This window comes from Sphingosinicella xenopeptidilytica (genome assembly GCF_042676985.1).
In the GTDB taxonomy this organism is placed as follows: Bacteria; Pseudomonadota; Alphaproteobacteria; order Sphingomonadales; family Sphingomonadaceae; genus Sphingosinicella; species Sphingosinicella xenopeptidilytica.
The window spans coordinates 643,734-661,315 of sequence record NZ_JBHTIK010000005.1; the positions used below are offsets into that span (position 1 = coordinate 643,734).

Genomic DNA, 17,582 nt, shown 5'->3' on the forward strand with positions numbered 1-17,582 from the left:
CTGATTAGCGTGCTGCAGGGCGTGTCAGTGCCTGAATGACGGCCTCCATCAGCGCCTCACGCGCATCCGGGCGATAGACGATGAAAAAGGCCTGATCCGACGTGACGACGCGGTTCGACAGGCGAACCAGTTGGCCGGATTCGAGATAGGCATCGATCATCCCCTTCCAGCCGAGCGCCACGCCCCGGCCGGCAAGGGCCTCTTGAAGCATCGGCGTGTAGGTGCTGAAGAGCGGCCCCTGCATCGAAGGCGCGACGCCGAGATCGCGGAACCATTCGTGCCAGTCCACGCGGCCCTGACTGATTGCAGTGAGGTGCAGGAGCGGGGCCTCTGCCCATGCCTCCGGCGATTCTTTCAGGAGGCCGGGATGCTGTGCGAGGAGCGCGGGCGCGCAGACCGGGAAGATGGCTTCCTCGAGCAGCTTGCGGGCGCGGTAATCCGGCCAATCGGCGGGATTGCCGTAGCGGATCGAGAGGTCGACGTCTTCCGCATCGAAATCGAGATAGGCGTCCGCTGTCATCAGCCGTAGCTGCACATCGGGCAGCCGGGCGCGCAGTTGGCCGAAGCGGGGCATCAGCCAGTCGTGTGCCATCGCATAGCTGCAGGCGATGGTGAGCGTGGCGTCCTGCCGGTGGCGGCGGCGGATCGCGTCGACACTGTCGCGGATGCGCCCGAGCCCGGCCTGGATGGCTTCTGCGAGTGCCTGCCCCGACCCTGTGAGGACTAGGCGATTGCCGTTGCGCGCGAACAGCGAAACGCCGAGGTCCGCCTCCAGATTGGAGACGTGGCGGCTGACCGCGGACTGGGCGATGTTGAGCTCGGCGGCGGCCCGCGTGAAGCTGCGATGGCGTGCCGCCGCCTCGAACACGGCGAGGGCGTTGAGCGGCGGGAGCGATTGGCGAAGGCTGCGCATAGAATGCCTTCTCATATCGAAAAGGCATCGAGTGTCCACAATTCTGTGGTTACCTGCTGCCGGGCCGCGGTCTAGCCTTGCCGAAACGGTGGGCGAGGGACGAGGGTTTGGCGACGATCATATTCGAGAACGCGCGCGTGCTGAATGCGGTCGCGAACGGTTACCGCGAGGATTGCCACGTCGTCGTGGAGGATGGCCGGATCAAGGCTGTGGACAGCGGGCGTGCAGGCGTGCGTGAAGCGGATGTGATCGATCTTCGCGGCGGCGTCCTGCTGCCGGGCCTGATCGACGTGCATACGCACCCCCGGCTTTCGAGCGCCAGCGCGGCGCAGATCCTGGGGCATCCGCCCTCCTACACGACGGCGCACGCGGCGCGGATGCTGAAGCACGCGCTCGACTGCGGGTTCACGACGCTGCGCGACGTCGGTGGCGGCGATTACGGGCTTGCGAAAGCGCTCGACGACGGGCTGATCGCCGGGCCGCGCCTGTTCTACGCCGGGCGCACGCTTTCCATGACCGGAGGTCATGGCGATCTGCGCGCGCAGGAACAGGATGTGGAGCCCTGCCGCTGCCACTTGATGAACAGCATCGCGCATATCGTGGACGGTTCCGATGCCGTGCGTCGTGCCGCGCGCGAGGAGCTGCGCATGGGCGCCCACTGCATCAAGATCATGCTTTCGGGCGGCGTGCTCTCGCCCACCGATCCGATCTGGATGGAGCAGTTCACGGATGAGGAGGTGGCAGCCGCGGTCGAGGAAGCGGGACGCTGGCGTGCCTATGTCGCGGCGCACGCGCATACCGCCGAGGCTGTTGCCCGCGCCGCGCGGCTTGGGGTACGCACGGTGGAACATGCAACGCTCGTTACACCGGAGGCCGCGGCCGCGCTCAGAGACGCGGGCGGCTTCGCTGTCCCGACGCTTGCCGTCGTGATGGCGCTCATCGAACGGGGAGACGGTCTCGGCCTGCCGGCGGCTGTTCGCGACAAGGCCAGGGAATTGACGCGGCTCGCGATGCAGGGCTTCGAAACCGCCTGGCGCGCGGACGTGCCGCTGGGGTTCGGGACGGACTTGCCCGGTGACCTCTTCGGGATGCAGGCGCGCGAGTTCGTCTACCGCCGCGAGGTGCAGCCTGCCGACGCCGTGCTTCGCTCGGCGACGATCGTGGGCGCGGACATACTGAAGCGGCCGGATCTGGGGCGCATCGCACCCGGGGCAGTTGCTGATCTTCTGGTCGTGGACGGTGATCCGCTGGAAGATATCGCGATCCTCGCCGAGGACGGCCGGCGCCTTCGCGCGATCATGAAGGCAGGGCGCTTCCACAAGCGCGATCTCGCGTGAGGTCGCGTTGAACGACACGGTCCGCGTAGCGACGCCGCCTGCGGCCGTCTGGGCCGCGATCTACATCGGCGTTGCCGCGGCGACGCTGCCCGCCGTGCTTCCGGTGATCATCGGCGTTTTCGCCGACCACTTCGGATACGGCATCGCGGAGGCGGGGATGATCGCCTCGCTCAACATGGGCGGCATCCTCGTCGGCAGCCTGCTCTGCCCGGTGATCGCCGCGCGCCTGTCGTGGTCCGTCGCGGCACGGTGCGGACTTGGCGTGATGATCGCCGGAAATCTGCTCACGATGCTCGATGGGTCTTACGCTTACATTGCCGCGACGCGCGTGTTTTCCGGGCTGGGCGAGGGTGTCGTTGCCGGGATCTGCTATGCGGCGATGGGGCGTTCGGCGTGGCCGGAGCGGGCGGTGAGCCTCTACTTCGCGGGGCAATCGATCCTCGGCATCATCGGGCTAGGCAGCTTCGGCTGGATCGCTGCCACCTTCGGGTGGCAATGGCTGTTCGTTGCACTCTCTCTCGTTGCCGTGCCGGGGTTCTGGCTCGCGCCGGTGATCGGCACGGCTCAGCAAGCGGGGCCGGTATCGGAGAGCGGGCTGCGCGTTCCCGGAAACCGGCTTGCGATCGGGGCACTCGGCTTCGTTCTCATCTACTTTATCGGCATGGCATCTCTCTGGCCGTTCCTTGAGCGGATCGGTGTCGGCAAGGGCTTCGATGCGGGATCGGTGGCGTTCGCGCTTTCCGCGTCGGCGTTCGGCGGTCTTGCGGGCTCGCTTGCGGCCGGCGCGGTCGCGGACCGGTTGTCGCGGCGGGCGGGACTCTTCATCGGTACGGTGATCCTTGTTTGCGGCATTGCCGGGCTTGGCCTGCCTATGGGCCCGGTCGGGTTTGCGATCGCGATCAGCCTGTTCGCTTTTGCATGGCCTTTTCAATATGCGTTTCAGTTCGGTCTGCTGGCCTCCGCAGATCGCAGCGGCCGTATCGTGACGCTGACGCCGGCGATCACCGGGGGTGGACTTGTCGTCGGTCCGGCCGTGGGCGGCCTTTTTCTTCAATACCTTGGCCTCGGCACCGTCGCAGCGTTTTGTGTTGCCTGCGTGGCGATCTCCGTGGCCGGCGCGCTCTACATCAATCGCAAGGCTGGGCGCTGAGCGCGAGAGCTTCCATCACTTTTTAAGATGCTGTCACCGCAAATCTCTGCTGTTTTGCGATGCGGCCGGATGCAATTCTGATGATCGAGGCGCCGGGGTGGCCGGCGGAGGTTTCGGGAGCATCCATGTCGATCGTGAATACCGCACTCTATCCGCTGTCGGATAAAACGCGCCGTGCCGAGATCGTGGCGAACGCTGCACGGCAGCTGGACAAGGACGGTGCCGCCGCCTTTCCGGCGTTCGTGACGCCCGAGGCGCTCGCTGACATGGTGGCCGAGGCATCGGCCAGGTTCGACCGCGCCTATCGTCGCGACCAGCGGCTCGGCTTCAACCCGCAAGGTCCCCTTGCGAAGGTTGCGGACGAAGCGCTGCTGAAGCGCGCGTCGCCCTATTCGATGTGGATTCTCGGTTCCGATCTCCTGGATGATGGCGGAACCCTGTGCACGCTCTATCGCTCGCCCGAGCTCATGACGCTGGCACAGGAAGCATTGGGCATTGCGCGCCTGCACGTGACCGTCGACCCGCTAATCAACGTGAACGTCACGTACATGGGAGAGGGCGACCAGCACGGCTGGCATTTTGACGACAACGACTTCGTGGTGTCGCTGTTGCTGCAGGCGGCCGAAACAGGCGGCGCTTTCGAATATGCGCCCGAGGTCGACACGGCGCCGGTGGAGGATATCCACGCCATTCTCGACGGCAATTCGTCGCGCACGCGGCTCCAGAAGGTTGAAGCGGGCACGTTGCTTCTTTTCCGGGGGCGCAAGGCATTGCACCGTGTGACCGAGGTGGCGGGCGGCAAGCATCGCATCATCGCGCTGCTCAGCTATCACACCGAACCCGGCTTCGTTTACGCGGATGAAGTGAAGAAGAACGGGCTCGGCCGCATCTCGGCAATCGCTGCCTGATGCACGGAAACGCCGATCGGGCAATCCGGCATCATTCGCGCGATGGACCTGGCGCATCAGGCCCCGTCCGCCTGCTCGCGGAAGAGGATCTCTACCGCATCACGGTGCCGCGCGCGCCAAGGCTGTCTCCTGACGGCCAGTTCATCCTTTGCCTGCTCGAACGTGCGGACAAGGATGCGGACAGGCTCGTCAGGCGCCTTCACGTTGTCGCCCGCGAAACCGGCAAGGCGGCTGATTTCGATGCTGGCGACGATGTGCTGTTCGCGTGCTGGAGACCGGACGGGGCGATCGTCGCGGTGGTACGAAGCGACGGCGATGGCGCGTTCGTGCGCGTGGCGGAGAAGGGCAGTGCGTGCCGCGATGTCGCGGTGCTGCCCGTGGTTCCCTCCGGGATCGCGCTCTCGCCTGACGGACGTACGCTGGCGCTCACCATGACCGTTCCCAGCGTCTCTTCCGGTCCGCTTTATGTGGAGGACGCGTTCTGGCGTCTGGACGGGGTGGGCGTACTGTCCGCACCCGAGCATCTGTACGAACTCGATCTCACGACCGGTGCGCTGACGCAGCGAACGTTTGGGGAGAACCGGCCGTCGCTGCTGCCGCGCGGGCTCGCATGGTCCGGGGACGGCGCGGATATTTATTTCTCGGCCAACGTCCGCTCCGAAGATGCCGGGCTCTACCGTCTGAACCGTACGTCGGGCGACGTAACGCCGCTTATCGACCGTGCAGGCCCCGATTTCGACCCCCGAGTCTCCCCCTGCGGCGAATGGATCGCATGGCGCGGTTTCGATGATCGCGGCCGTTTTCATCATGCGACGACGCTCCACGTGATGCGCAGAGATGGATCCGAACAGCGCCTGCTTGCCGACGTTGGGCAGGATATCGGCGCGCACGCATGGAACGGCGCAGGGGACGGTCTCTGGTTCTCCTACGTGCGCGCTGGGCGCCAGCACCTCGGCCACGTTACGCTCGCAGGAGCTGTCGAGGAAATCGCAACTGGTCTTGCGCCCGGTGAGGGGCTGGATGCCGAACCCTGCATCAGCGGCAACGCCGAATTCGATGCGGGGACGGAAGGTGCCGTCGTGGTCCTCGCTACGCCGGATGATCCGGGTATTCTGGCGATGGTGGCGCGTGATGGCGACATCACCACTATTGCGCGTTTCAACGACCACTGGCTTTCCGCCATCACGCTGGGCCACACGCAGCCGATCTCCTGCATCTCCGGCGATGGCACACCCGTGGATGGCTGGCTGATCCTGCCGCCGCAGCATGATGGTCGCCCCGTTCCGCTTATTCTCAACATCCACGGCGGCCCCGACCTCGCTTACGGGGCACAATTCTCGTTCCGCTTCCAGCGTTACGCTGCCGAGGGCTATGCGGTGCTGCTGCCGAACTATCGGGGCAGCCTCGGCACGGATCTCGGTTTCTACGAAAAGCCGTGGCAGTTTCCGGGCGCTGAACTCGATGATCTGCTGGCATCGCTCGATTCTGCGCTGGGCGAGATCGAGGTCGATCCCTCGCGTCTGTTCGTCACGGGTCTTAGTGCCGGAGGCGCGCTCACGGCGTGGACCATCGGCAAGACCGATCGCTTCGCCGCCGCTGCCGTGCATTCGCCCGTGATCAACTGGATCAGCCACGCACTGACGCAGGACCTTTGCAGCAGCTACACGCGGCGGATGTTCAGCACGATGCCGTGGGAGGACATCTCCGCATGGTGGGCGCGATCTCCGCTGTCGCTCGCGGGGAATATCACCACGCCGGCGCTCATCATCCACGGCGATGCGGATTGCCGCACGCCGATGAGCGAGGGCGTGCAGCTTTATCATGCACTGAAACTGTGCGGGGTGCCCACGGCGCTGCTGCTGCTTCCCGGCGCGTTTCATATCCCTTCGCGTCCGTCGCAGTGGATCGAGGAGCAGGGATTCATCATGCAGTGGTTCAACAAGCATGGCGGCCGGAACGCGAACCGGACGCAGGAATAAACCAGAAAAAGGAGGGGTGTTTAATGTCTCGGCGAATGATTCTGATCGCGTTGCTTTCGGGTACGGCCTTTGCGGTACCGGCTATGGGGCAGGAGGCAGCGCCTCAGCCTGCCTATGACGAGGGTGACATCGTCGTTACCGCGCAGCGCCGCGAAAGCCGATTGCAGGACGTACCGCAGGCGGTGACGGCGTTCAGCGCCGATACGCTGCAGCGGCTTGCGATCCGCGATACCGAAAGCCTCGTGCGCAACACGCCGAGCCTGACCTTCACGCCTGTCGGCCCTGGCGAATCCAACATCGGCCTACGCGGTCTCACCACCGATCTCGGCCTTGCGCCCGCGGTCGCTGTCTACATCAACGACACGCCTTTCGATTTCCGCACCGATGCCTACAGCGGCACGCCAAACATCGATTTGTTCGACATGCAGCGCATCGAGGTGCTGCGCGGCCCGCAGGGCACGCTGTTCGGATCGAGTTCGACCGGCGGCACGGTGCGCTACATCACCAACCAGCCCGATGCTTCGGGTTTCGACGCGCACGGCGAAGCCTTCGTGAACAGCGTGAAGGGCGGCGGCGAGGGTTACGGCGCGAAGGCGGCGGTCAATCTTCCGCTCGCGCCGAATGCCGCGCTGCGCCTCACCGGTACCTATGAGAAGATCGCGGGCTACATCGATCGCTATGATGCGACGCTCGCTGGGCTCACGTCGCCGGAATCAGCGGATGCGCTCGTGGAGAAGAATGCCAACGACGCGGAGATCTTCAGCCTGCGCGGCGCGGTTCGGCTGGAGGCGGGCGACGATCTCGTCATCACGCCGAGCCTTTATTTCCAGCGCATCGATGCCGACAATCCGATCGCGACGCAGACCAATCTTGCGGGCTTCGGGCGGGCGAGCGCGGTCGGTGCCGAACCGTCGCGCACCGATCTGCTGGTCGCGAACCTCACCATCGAGAAGGATCTGGGCGGCGTCGAACTCGTGTCGTCGAGTTCCTATCTCCACAAGACATCGGATGCGACGCTCGATTACACCGCGCTCGGCTACAACATTTTCGGCGAATTCGCACCGTTCGCGAGCCTGACGCCCGCGAAGGCGGATACCTATGTGCAGGAATTGCGCCTCACATCCTCGAACAGCGGCCCCTTCAAATGGATCGCGGGTGTCTACTTCAGCCACACCGATCAGTCGCTCGGCCAGATCTTCGAAGGGCAGGCGTTCAGCGATCTTCTCGACGCCTACTTCGGCCCCGCCGACGGCCCGGTGGGCCCGATCAATTACGACTATATGCAGAAGACGTCGGACCAGCAGATCGCCGGTTTCGCGGAGGTGAATTTCCAGGCGACCGAGCAGCTCGAACTGATCGCGGGCGTGCGTGTCTATCGGCTGAAGAATACGCTTTCGGCGACGTGCACGGAGGTGATTCCGGGCATCCTTTGCGGCCCCGACACGCCGGGCGTCACCGCCAAAAAGACGAGCGCAAGTCCGCGCTTCACGGTGAATTACAAGCCGAGCGACAATGCCACGCTTTATGCCACGGTCTCGCGCGGTTTCCGCGCGGGCGGCGCCAACGCGGCCGTGCCCGCGGCACTCGGCTGCGATCTTGCCAGCTCGGTCGGCCAGGTCTTCAGCCCGGATTCGGTGTGGAACTACGAGGTCGGCGCGAAGGTCGACGCGCTGGACCGTGTGCTGACCGTGAACGGCGCCGCCTATCGCATCAAGCAGAAGGGTATTCAGCTCGCGATTCCCGATCCCTGCGGTTCGACCTTCTTCGCAAATGCCGGGGACGCCCGCATCGACGGCGCGGAGCTTGAAGTGAATGTGCGGCCATCGACCTTCGTGACGCTGAGCGGCCAGGTGAGCTACGCCGACGCTAAGTTCACCGATGTGCCCGTCGATTTCGGTGCTGCCGCGGGTTATGCCGAAGGTGACCGCACGCCGGAGACGCCGCGCTGGAAGTTCGCGCTTTCCTCCGAACTGCGCTATCCGGTGACGGATGCGTGGGAGGCGTATGTGCGCGGCAGTTGGCAGCATGTCGGCAAGATACCGTTCGCGATCGACGGTGTGGTCAGCTCCGGGCGTTTCCGCCCGGCCTACGACATCGCGAACTTCGACATCGGGGCGGAAGGATCGATGATCGATGTCAGCCTGTTCGTCCGCAACGCGTTCAACAGACGCGGCGTCCTCGCGGTCGGATCGGGAGCGGTGAGCACGATCCCAGGCGTGTACGAAAACGTGACGTACGTGACGCCGCGCACCATCGGCCTCACCGTCCGCATCAAGGGCTGATCCATGAACGCGGCACCGGCAGCCATGTATTTCCCGCGCGAGGAGTATGAGGCGCGTTGGGGCCGCGTTTACGATGCAATGGCCGAGCGGGGGCACGAAATCGTCATCGTTTGGCAGCGGTCGGCGGGAACGTACGACCGGGCGGGAAATGTCTACTGGCTCACGAACTACATGGCGACGGGGACGGGGCAGGACCCCGCCGACGAGACGTTCGGTGCCGGATACACGTTCGCCGCCGTGGTGTTCCGCGCAGGTACGGAGCCGGAGCTGCACATTGGCCAGCCCCGCGACGAGACGGACACTTCGCGGCTCGCATACGGCCGCCTTGTCGTTCACGAGACGGATTTGATCGGCGGGATCGCACGGCATTTGCGGGCGGAAGGCATCGAGGGGCGTGTTGCGGTCGTCGGCGACGATATTCTGCCGGGCGTTTACGACCGCCTGCTTCGCCACCTGTCGCCCCAGATCGAATGGAGCACGGACGAAGAGCTTCTGATTGGGCCGCAGCAGATCAAAAGTCCGCGCGAGCTGGAAGCCTACCGGACCGGCGGCGCCATCGTCACGGACGCATTGTCCGCCGCCATGGAGGCGCTCATTGCTGGAAACAGCGGCGCCGAGGCGGCGGCACGCGCGGCAGCGATCGTCGTCCGTGCAGGCGGCGGCTATCACCGCATCGATGCGACGCACGGCCCGCGTAGCGAGCATTTCCTGCTCGGCAACGATTTCTACGGCTACGACACGAGCCTGCCCGCGAAGGGCGACATGGTGCGAGCCTGGGTCTATGGCCCGATCTTTCAGGGCTATTGGATGGACCCCGGCCGAACGGCGATTTGCGGCGGCAAGCCGAGTGCGGAGCAACGCGCCGTGCTGGAGGGTGCAGCCCAGATTGTGGACGGCATCGTGGACGCGATCCGCCCCGGCGCGACGGCGCGCGAACTCGGCATCATCGGTGAGCGCATCGCACGAACGGTCGGCTATCACGAACATCGCCAGCATGTGCCGCTGTTCGGGCATGGGCTCGGCACGTTCTTCGTCCATCATATCATCCCGGTGGGTGATCCGGGACCGGACGAAGGCGGGCTGATGCGATACGACGAGCCGCTGAAACCCGGCATGGTCGTTGCCGCCGAGGCGTTCCTGCGGCATCCGGGCGTCGGCATGGCCGGGTTCGAACAGAATCTGATCGTGACCGAAGACGGCGCCGAACTGCTGACCCGAACACCGATGCGCTACTGGTGAGCGGGCAAGCGCTCCCGTCCGGACGCCGGATGTTTTCGGCGCCCGCCAGCATCGCCTTCGTGGTCGCCATGTTCGTGGTCGCAACGATCCCGACAATGGTGACGCCGCTGCTCGTCGATGTCTGGCGCGAGGCGTTCGGATGGAGCGAGGCCGATCTCGGCCTTGTTGCCGCGCTCGAGCTCGGCGGTTTCGCGTGTGGGGCGGCCTCGGCGCTGTATTGGCAGAAACGCTGGAACTGGCGGCCGCTTGCCGCGGGCGCACTTGTCGTCATGGCGGGCGCGAACGCGGCATGTGCATTCGTCGATACGCTGGACCTCATGGGCACCGCGCGGCTGCTCTGCGGGATCGGTGCAGGCGTCGTTTCGGGCATTCACCTCGCGTTCGTCGCCAATACGCGGTCGCCCGGGCGCATCATCGCCATCGTCACCTTGTGCCAGCTGCTGACGCAGGCAGCGGTCTTTCTGCTCGCGGAGCCGATCGCCGAAGCGGTCGGCACCGGGGGGCTCTATGGGCTGATGGCCGGCAGCACAGCGTTGTGCCTCGGCTTCCTGCAGCTGCTGCCGAAGGGATGGCCTGCGGAGAGCGTTGAGGAGGCGGAGATTGGAACTGGTGGCGTGCCGTTCCTCCTCGCGTTCCTGCCCTATGGCGCCTTCCAGTCCGGCGTGTTCGCCTTCTTCGGCCTTCTCGGCAGCAACGGTGCGGGGCTGGACGCGCACCAGATTTCGAAAGCGATCGGCATTTCGGTGTTCGGTAGCGCGCTCGGCCCGGTCGGCGCGTTTGTGCTGGATCGGCGCGCGGGGTTGGTGCTGCCGATCATGGCGTCGATCGTCATCCAGATCGTCGTGGTCGCGCTGCTGACGATGACCCGCTACGAGGTTTGGCAGTTCATCGTCTATATTTCCGTGTTGCAGGCGGGATGGGCATTCCTGTCGTGCTATCTCTACATCGTGCTGATCGATGCTGCGCCCGAGCTGACCGCTGCTTCGATCCCGCTTACGACACTCAGCGGCGGCATCGGCGCATTCGGTGTCGGCGCGCTGCTCGATGCCTTCGGAAACAAAGGGATGATGATCGGTTCGGCTGCGATGCTTGCTCTTATCGCCGTTGCAATATGTCCGCCGCTTCTGCGCCGCGTTAACGGGGTCGCTGCCGAAACTTGATCGGTGAGACGCCGGTCCATCGCTTGAAGGCGCGGGAGAAGCTGGCGGTTTCAGCAAAACCGAGCATTTCGCCGATGGCTTCGACCGAGAGGTGCGAGCGGTCGAGGAGGTAGCAGGCGCGCTGCTCACGGACCTGATCGAGGACATCGCCGAAACCGAGGTTCTGCTTGGCAAGGCGCCGGTGCAGTGTGCGCTCCGAAACCGCGAGCTGCGCGGCCGCCTGTGCCGCCGAGGGGAAACCGCGGCTTGAGCGGACGAGCAGTGAATAAAGCCGCCCGACCATGTCGTCGCTGACCTGCGCCTCGTCGATCAGCCGCGCGCAGAGTTGCTGGTAGGTCTGTTCGAGAAGAGGACTCGCCATCGGCAGTGCGAGGTCTGCCGCGCCGGGCTGGAACACCCAGCGGGTCACGGGTGTGCCGAACACGACGGGCACGCTGAGTTCCGCTGCATAGTCGATGCCGTCGCTGCGCGGCGAGACGGACGACTCGATGCGGGCGAGCGGAAACGGCTGCCGCATGTCCTTGAGGAAGGTTGTCGCCGAGCCGAGCGAACGTACCAGGCAGAATTCGCGAAGGTCGGGCGCGACGTTGCTGTCGTCCGCCTCCATGCCCGCGAGCGCGCCGTTTTCCTCGTAGAGCCGGTATTGCAGCAGCGAGTAGGTGAGCGCCTGGAATGCCACCAGCACCTTCAGCCCGTCATGCACTGTTCCGGCGGAGAGCACGGCGAGCCCGAGCGGGCCGTAGGTCATCAGGCGATAGCGCATTCCGGTGTGGAACCACAGGCCGGGGATGTCGCGCGTTGCGGTGGCAAAGATCTCCTGAAAGCGCAGTTCCTGAAGTCCGGAAACCTCGCCCTGCGGGTCGTCGGCTTCTGCCACAGCAATACCAGCCTCGGCGAGCAAGGGCAGCGGATTGATCCCGGCCTCGTCCAGCGCCGCGCGCATGATCCGGACGCTCTGGTTCGGCATTCGCATCGAGCCGAGCAGTTCGATCTTCATGATTGCCTCCCACGACATATGATGCGCCGTGTGGCAGTTAAAGTCAAAGGCTTGGCGCGAGACGACATTCAATGATGCCCGGCTTCATGTTTTGATCGCAGCATCGGGAATGGATGACACAAGATCAGTCCAGCCCGGCCTTGGAGGAAGATCGTGAACCATCAGCTTGCCGTCGTAGATCACGATATCGCCCTTGGCGGTGGACCGCTCCCCTTCACGCAGTGGGATTCAAACCCGCATGTGAAACTGGGTCAGCTTGGCGCGGAACCGCCGCTTCCGGAGATTGCCGCCGAACTCCAGAAGTCGCTGCACAGCTTCGCCGAAAAGGTGATGCGGCCGATCGGCACCGAACTCGACCGGTTGAGCGCGGACGCGGTGGTGGACAAGGCCTCGCGCTACTGGGAATTTCGCCGCGCCTACACCGAGCTTGGCATCAACATGGAAACGCTGGCGTCCTTCTCCGCCGAAGAGATGCCGCATGTGTTCGCGATCCTCTTCGAAGAGCTCGGCTGGGGCGATTCCGGCCTCGCCATTTCCGCAGGCGCCGGCCTGCTGCCGCACTACATGGCGGCGAAATTCGGCAATGATTTCGTGGCCCGCACCTACCCTGAGTCGCTGATCGGGAGTTGGGGCATCACGGAGCCCGACCGGGGGAGCGATTCAATCGACCCCGGCGGGCACGCCGCCCACGCCGCGGGAAAACCGAACCGGCCGAACTGCGTTGCGCGCATCTCGGATGGCAAGATCGTCATCAACGGGCAGAAGTCGGCGTGGGTCTCGAACGGGCCTGTCGCGGATCTCTGCATCCTTTACTGCGCGGCCGAGACGGGCTCCGGGTACGATCCCGCGCGCGGTGCCGTTGTTATCGTGCCGCTCGATGCGGCGGGCGTTTCGAAGGGCAAGCCGCTTGAGAAGATGGGCCAGCGCGCGCTGCCGCAGGGCGAGATTTTCTTCAACGACGTGACGCTCGACATCGACCATCTGCTGGTGGCGCCCGAGGATTATCTGAAGGGCGTCTATGCGATCCATAGCGAGGCGAATGCGCTGATGGGTGCGACGTTCGCGGGCTGCGCACGCGCTGCCTATGAACTCGCTCACAGCTACGCGCATGAGCGCCGGCAGGGCGGCGTACCGCTCGTTCGGCATCAGGACGTGGCGCGGCGGCTGTTCCACATGGCGCGCAAGGTCGAGATTTCGCGCGCGCTGGCGCGGCGGGTGACGGCGTTCAACATGAACAACGCGATGCCCGCGCTGCAGGCGGCGATGTTCTCCAAGGTGACATCGACGCAGCACGCGCTCGAGGTGACGAGCGATGCGTTGCAGATGTTCGGCGGCAACGGGCTGACGCGCGAGTATCCGATGGAAAAACTGTTCCGCGATGCCCGCGCCTCACTGATCGAGGATGGGTGCAACGAGGTCATCGCGATCAAGGGGGGAATGCTGCTGACCGATCCGGATTTACTGCCCGGCTGACGGCGGAAACACAGAATTGAAATTGCGCGGCCGAACGGGTTTTCGGCCGACGGGGAAGGTTTGTCCGAGGGGATGGAATGAAGCAGAACGCGATCATTGCTGGTGTCGGGATGACCCGCTTCGGCAAGCATCTGGACCGCAGCTTGTCCAGCCTCGCGCACGAGGCGATCGGCGAAGCGCTCAAGGATGCGAACGTCGAGGCGCGCGAGATCGAGGCAGCATGGGCCGGGAATGCCGCCGCACCGCTCGTCACCGGGCAGGCGTGTATTGCGGGACAGGCAATTCTGCGCGGCATGGGCATCGGGTGCATTCCGGTCGTGAACGTGGAGAACGCCTGCGCGACAGCATCGACGGCGTTCCAGCAGGCGTGCACGATGGTGACGCTTGGTGTTTACGATGTGGTGCTGGCGTTCGGTGTCGAGAAATTGTTCCACGAGGACAAGGCGAAGAGCTTCGCCGTGTTCCTTGGCGCGGTCGATGTCGAGAAACCGGAAGAGCTTTACGCTTACGTGGACGGCGACCGGCCCGCTAGCGACGAGCCGGGACGGCAGCGTTCTCTGTTCATGGACATCTACGCCCGCATGGCGCGCGACTACAGTGCGCGGAGTGGTGCGACGGCGCGGCATTTCGCCGAGGTCTCCGCGAAGAATTCGCGGCACGGCAGCCTCAACCCGCGTGCGCAGTTTCGCGACGTGCTTGATGCCGATGCGGTGCTCGCAGCGCCGCTGATCTCGGCGCCGCTGACGCTGCCGATGTGCTCGCCGCTCGGCGACGGCGCTGCGGCTGCGGTGATCGTCTCGCCGAAGTTCGCGCGCGAACGCGGTATCGCCGATCCCGTGCAGGTGCGTAGCTCGCTGATCGCGAGTGCCTTTGAGCCCGCGCCGGGCGCGCCTGGCATCACCGAATGGGCGGCGGGAGAGGCCTATGCGATGGCGGGTATTGCGCCCGAAGATATCGACTGCGTGGAGCTTCACGACGCCACGTCGCCCGCCGAGCTGATGTATTACGAATACCTCGGGCTGTGTCCGCGCAATGAGGGTGTGGCGCTTCTCGAAAGCGGCGCGACGGCGCTTGGTGGGTGCGTGCCGGTGAACACTTCAGGAGGCCTCGTCCGCAAGGGGCATCCGATCGGCGCTACCGGTCTCGCACAGATTCATGAACTCACAGAGCAGCTTCGCGGACGCGCCGGTGCGCGGCAGGTCGAAGGTGCGCGGCTTGCGGTTGCCGAGAACGGTGGCGGCTTTCTCGGCCGGGATGCGGCGGCGCTTGTGATGACGGTGCTTTCGCGGTGAACCACGCGCCCATCCCCAATCTGCGCACGCCCGTGCAGATGCTCCGCGACGGTGCGGAAACGCACGGCGGGGCGATGCTGACGTTTGTCGACATCCGGCCGGATGGGAGCTTCGCCGAGGAGACGCGCAGCTACCGTGAATTGCTGGGGAATGGCGCCCGCACCGCCGCGGCGCTGGCCGGAGAAGGCATGAATCCGGGCGACAGTTTCGCGCTTGTCATGCCCAATCATCCCGAGTTCGTGGATGCGATGATCGGCTCTGAGCTCGCCGCGACGATCTTCGTGCCGATCGACCCACGGACACGGGGCGCGCGGCTGGCGTTCATGCTGCGCTTCGCCGGGTGCCGCGGCGCCATCGTGGCGCCGGAAGCGCTTCTGGCGCTTGCCGAGGTGATCGCCGAGGTGCCCGATCTCGATTGGGTTTGGGTGCTGGGCGATACGGCGCCGCCTTTGCCCGGCGTCCGGGTCGCGGCGCTGTCGCAGGCGCTTGCCGGGGCAGGGGCGCTGCCCGCCGATCCCGGCGCCGATCTCGCGCGACCGATGCAGATGCTCTACACGTCGGGCACCACGGGCGATCCCAAGGCGATCCTTGCGCCTTATGGGCGCTATGCTGCGGTTTCCACCTTCGGACCGCTGCTTCAGGTGCGGAGCGACGACAAGCTCTATACGGGCCTTTCCTTTACGCACGCGAACGCGCAGCTCATCACGCTCGGCAATGCGCTTTCGATGCAGCTTCCGCTGGTCGTCAGCCGCCGCTTTTCGAAATCGCGGCTTTGGGACATTCTGGCGCGCTATGGCTGCACAGTGTTCAACCTGCTCGGCGGCATGGCGGTGGCGATCTTCGCGGAGCCGCCGTCGCCGCGCGATCGGGAGCACAAGGTGCGCATGGTGCTGAGCGCGGGAATGCCGCCCAGCATGTGGCGGGATTTCGAGGCGCGGTTTGGCGTGGAAGTGCTGGAGTTCTTCGGGGCGGCGGAAGGTGGGCTGACGATCAACCTGCCGGGCGCCGGGCCGATCGGGTCGATCGGGAAGCCGCCGGCCGGGACGATCTGCGCGATCCTTGATGAAGACGACCGAGACTGTGCGGCCGGGGTTTTGGGAGAGATGTGCTTTCGGCCCGAGGGGAGCGAGACGCCTGCGGTTGAATATTTCCGCAACCCCGAGGCATCGGCGGCGAAGACGCGCGGTGGCTGGTTCCGCACCGGCGACATCGGCTACAAGGATGCGGACGGTTGGGTGTTTTTCTCGCACCGCGCCGGAGACGCGATCCGCCGCAACGGGGATTTCGTGAACGCCGTGCAGATCGAGGCGGAGATCGCCGCGATGGAAGGCGTGGGCGACGTTCACGTCTACGGTGCGGCCATGGCGGAGAACGCGCCGGGCGAGAAAGAGGTCGTTGCGGCGATCGTGCCTGCAGGGGACTTCGACCCGCTCTCCGTGTTCGCGCACTGCCGGCAGCGGATCGGATCGGCGGCCATGCCCTCGCTGGTGCAGATCATCAGCGAAATTCCGAAGACGGCCTCTGAAAAACCTCAGGCCCGGCATCTCATCACGATGCTCGGCGCACCGGATGCGGTAATCTTCGGGCCATCAGGACCCACAACAATCACTCTGGGGAGAGCGACGCAATGAGCGCACCTGTCATCGTTTATGGCGCCAGTGGCTACACGGGCAAACTGATATCCTGGCATCTGGCGGAGGCGGGCATCCCGTTCATCGCCGCGGGCCGCGACCAGAAGCGGCTTGAAGAGCAGATGGCGCGCGTGCCTGAGCTGAAGGGCGCGAGCTTCGAATGCCGCGCGGTTTCGCACGATGCAGCGTCGCTCGCCAAGCTCTTCGCGGGGGCGAAGGTCGTCTACAACGTCACCGGCCCATTCATGCAGCTCGGCGATCCAGTGGTGCAGGCCTGCCTCGAAGCGGGCTGCCATTACCTCGACACCACGGGCGAGGCGGACTGGATGCGCCATGTTCGCGAAACCTACGGGGCGAAATTCGCCGCGAAGGGTCTGCTGCTGGCGCCCGCAACATCCTACATGTGGGCAGCGGGGAATATCGCCGCCGAGATCGCGCTTGAAACGCCCGGCATCGACTCGCTCGATATCCTTTACCTCGCCGACTCCGCGACCAGCGTCGCATCGACCAAGTCGTTCCTGCGCATGTGCACGCGCGAGCAATATTACATCGAGCACCGGAAGCTCGTCGCTTGGCCAATGGCGACGTCCTACCTCGTGAAGGCGCCGGATTCGCACCGGCTGTTCCGTGGCCTGCCGTGGTCGGGCGGCGGCGAGCCGGTGTGGTACGAAGGCGATGCCCGCGTCAGCAACTGCTCAACCCTCGTCGGCTTCCGCAGCCAGGCGATGTTCGATGCGGTGATCGCGACGCTGGAGAAGTTCGAGAAGGAATACAGCCACCTGCCCGACGCGGAGCAGGAGCGCATCTGCAACGAGCTTGGCGGGCAATTGACGCAGGTCGAGCCGGACCGCGAGAACCCGGATGTCAACCGATCGGTGATCTCGTGCATCGGACGCGGCAACACGTCCGGCGTATCGGTGATCCTGCGCGGCAACGCGCCGTACATCCAGACCGGTCTGCTCGCGGCGGAAGGATGCCGCCGCATCCTTCGCGGACAATTGCTCGCCGCCGGTTTCCAGTCTCCGGCGAAGGCTTTCGGCGCCCGCAATATTCTGAACGTGTGGGCGGAGCACGGATATCACACGTGGGAGGCGCAGGCGACGTGAGCGCAGGGCGCGGCAACGCGCGGGGCTGAAGCCCCAAAAATCATTGCAGACGTTACGGCCCGCCGGATGGCTCCGGCGGGAACAGGTGAGTTTTGTCCGCACAAACGATCAGGGG

13 protein-coding genes are annotated in these 17,582 nt (G+C 65.2%); 11 read left to right on the forward strand and 2 right to left on the reverse strand.

Going from position 1 to position 17,582, the window contains the following annotated elements:
* Positions 1–4: 4 nt before the first annotated feature.
* Positions 5–913 (reverse strand): LysR substrate-binding domain-containing protein, encoded by a 909-nt coding sequence (locus ACFQ00_RS10905; protein WP_381490277.1) that lies wholly within the window; start codon positions 911–913, stop codon positions 5–7.
* A gap of 107 nt (positions 914–1,020) precedes the next feature.
* Between ACFQ00_RS10905 and ACFQ00_RS10910 the strand changes: the two genes are divergently transcribed.
* From ACFQ00_RS10910 to ACFQ00_RS10940, 7 genes are all read left to right on the forward strand, one after another.
* On the forward strand, positions 1,021–2,250 hold the full coding sequence (locus ACFQ00_RS10910) for a metal-dependent hydrolase family protein (RefSeq protein WP_381490280.1): 1,230 nt from the start codon (positions 1,021–1,023) through the stop codon (positions 2,248–2,250).
* Between the two features lie 7 nt (positions 2,251–2,257).
* Positions 2,258–3,400: an MFS transporter gene (locus ACFQ00_RS10915; protein ID WP_381490283.1), complete on the forward strand. Its 1,143-nt coding sequence runs from the start codon at positions 2,258–2,260 to the stop codon at positions 3,398–3,400.
* 80 nt (positions 3,401–3,480) lie between these two features.
* The gene (locus ACFQ00_RS10920; protein WP_381490284.1) at positions 3,481–4,308 is read left to right on the forward strand and encodes a HalD/BesD family halogenase; all 828 of its coding nucleotides are present in this window, start codon (positions 3,481–3,483) and stop codon (positions 4,306–4,308) included.
* Positions 4,308–6,287 carry a S9 family peptidase gene (locus tag ACFQ00_RS10925; RefSeq protein WP_381490286.1) on the forward strand — a complete coding sequence of 660 codons (1,980 nt, stop codon included), beginning with the start codon at positions 4,308–4,310 and terminating at the stop codon, positions 6,285–6,287. The genes ACFQ00_RS10920 and ACFQ00_RS10925 overlap by 1 nt, the downstream gene beginning before the upstream one ends.
* Positions 6,288–6,310: 23 nt before the next feature.
* A complete protein-coding gene (locus ACFQ00_RS10930) occupies positions 6,311–8,569 on the forward strand; it encodes a TonB-dependent receptor (protein WP_381490288.1) in 2,259 nt (752 codons plus the stop codon).
* Positions 8,570–8,572: 3 nt separating this feature from the next.
* Positions 8,573–9,808 carry a M24 family metallopeptidase gene (locus ACFQ00_RS10935; protein WP_381490291.1) on the forward strand — a complete coding sequence of 412 codons (1,236 nt, stop codon included), beginning with the start codon at positions 8,573–8,575 and terminating at the stop codon, positions 9,806–9,808.
* 29 nt (positions 9,809–9,837) lie between these two features.
* Entirely contained in the window at positions 9,838–10,968 is a 1,131-nt protein-coding gene (locus ACFQ00_RS10940; RefSeq protein WP_381490294.1) for an MFS transporter, read from the forward strand.
* On the opposite strand, the gene ACFQ00_RS10945 is transcribed toward ACFQ00_RS10940, so the two are convergent.
* Positions 10,943–11,965, reverse strand: a complete 1,023-nt coding sequence (locus tag ACFQ00_RS10945; RefSeq protein WP_381490297.1) for an AraC family transcriptional regulator — start codon at positions 11,963–11,965, stop codon at positions 10,943–10,945. The genes ACFQ00_RS10940 and ACFQ00_RS10945 overlap by 26 nt on opposite strands.
* Positions 11,966–12,118: 153 nt before the next feature.
* Between ACFQ00_RS10945 and ACFQ00_RS10950 the strand changes: the two genes are divergently transcribed.
* The 4 genes from ACFQ00_RS10950 (at position 12,119) to ACFQ00_RS10965 (ending at position 17,467) form a co-directional block, all read left to right on the forward strand.
* Positions 12,119–13,438 (forward strand): acyl-CoA dehydrogenase family protein, encoded by a 1,320-nt coding sequence (locus ACFQ00_RS10950; RefSeq protein WP_381490300.1) that lies wholly within the window; start codon positions 12,119–12,121, stop codon positions 13,436–13,438.
* A gap of 77 nt (positions 13,439–13,515) precedes the next feature.
* On the forward strand, positions 13,516–14,730 hold the full coding sequence (locus tag ACFQ00_RS10955; protein WP_381490303.1) for a thiolase family protein: 1,215 nt from the start codon (positions 13,516–13,518) through the stop codon (positions 14,728–14,730).
* A complete protein-coding gene (locus tag ACFQ00_RS10960; RefSeq protein ID WP_381490306.1) occupies positions 14,727–16,361 on the forward strand; it encodes an AMP-binding protein in 1,635 nt (544 codons plus the stop codon). The genes ACFQ00_RS10955 and ACFQ00_RS10960 overlap by 4 nt, the downstream gene beginning before the upstream one ends.
* Positions 16,358–17,467, forward strand: a complete 1,110-nt coding sequence (locus tag ACFQ00_RS10965) for a saccharopine dehydrogenase family protein (RefSeq protein ID WP_381490309.1) — start codon at positions 16,358–16,360, stop codon at positions 17,465–17,467. The genes ACFQ00_RS10960 and ACFQ00_RS10965 overlap by 4 nt, the downstream gene beginning before the upstream one ends.
* Positions 17,468–17,582: the final 115 nt, after the last annotated feature.

Bases quoted from the DNA above. Each gene is read 5' to 3' on its own strand.
- ACFQ00_RS10920 (WP_381490284.1), top strand. From the start codon at position 3,481: ATGATCGAGGCGCCGGGGTGGCCGGCGGAGGTTTCGGGAGCATCCATG.
- ACFQ00_RS10940 (WP_381490294.1), top strand. From the start codon at position 9,838: ATGTTTTCGGCGCCCGCCAGCATCGCCTTCGTGGTCGCCATGTTCGTG.
- ACFQ00_RS10965 (WP_381490309.1), top strand. From the start codon at position 16,358: ATGAGCGCACCTGTCATCGTTTATGGCGCCAGTGGCTACACGGGCAAA.
- ACFQ00_RS10925 (WP_381490286.1), top strand. From the start codon at position 4,308: ATGCACGGAAACGCCGATCGGGCAATCCGGCATCATTCGCGCGATGGA.
- ACFQ00_RS10945 (WP_381490297.1), bottom strand. From the start codon at position 11,965: ATGAAGATCGAACTGCTCGGCTCGATGCGAATGCCGAACCAGAGCGTC.
- ACFQ00_RS10955 (WP_381490303.1), top strand. From the start codon at position 13,516: ATGAAGCAGAACGCGATCATTGCTGGTGTCGGGATGACCCGCTTCGGC.
- ACFQ00_RS10930 (WP_381490288.1), top strand. From the start codon at position 6,311: ATGTCTCGGCGAATGATTCTGATCGCGTTGCTTTCGGGTACGGCCTTT.
- ACFQ00_RS10935 (WP_381490291.1), top strand. From the start codon at position 8,573: ATGAACGCGGCACCGGCAGCCATGTATTTCCCGCGCGAGGAGTATGAG.
- ACFQ00_RS10905 (WP_381490277.1), bottom strand. From the start codon at position 913: ATGCGCAGCCTTCGCCAATCGCTCCCGCCGCTCAACGCCCTCGCCGTG.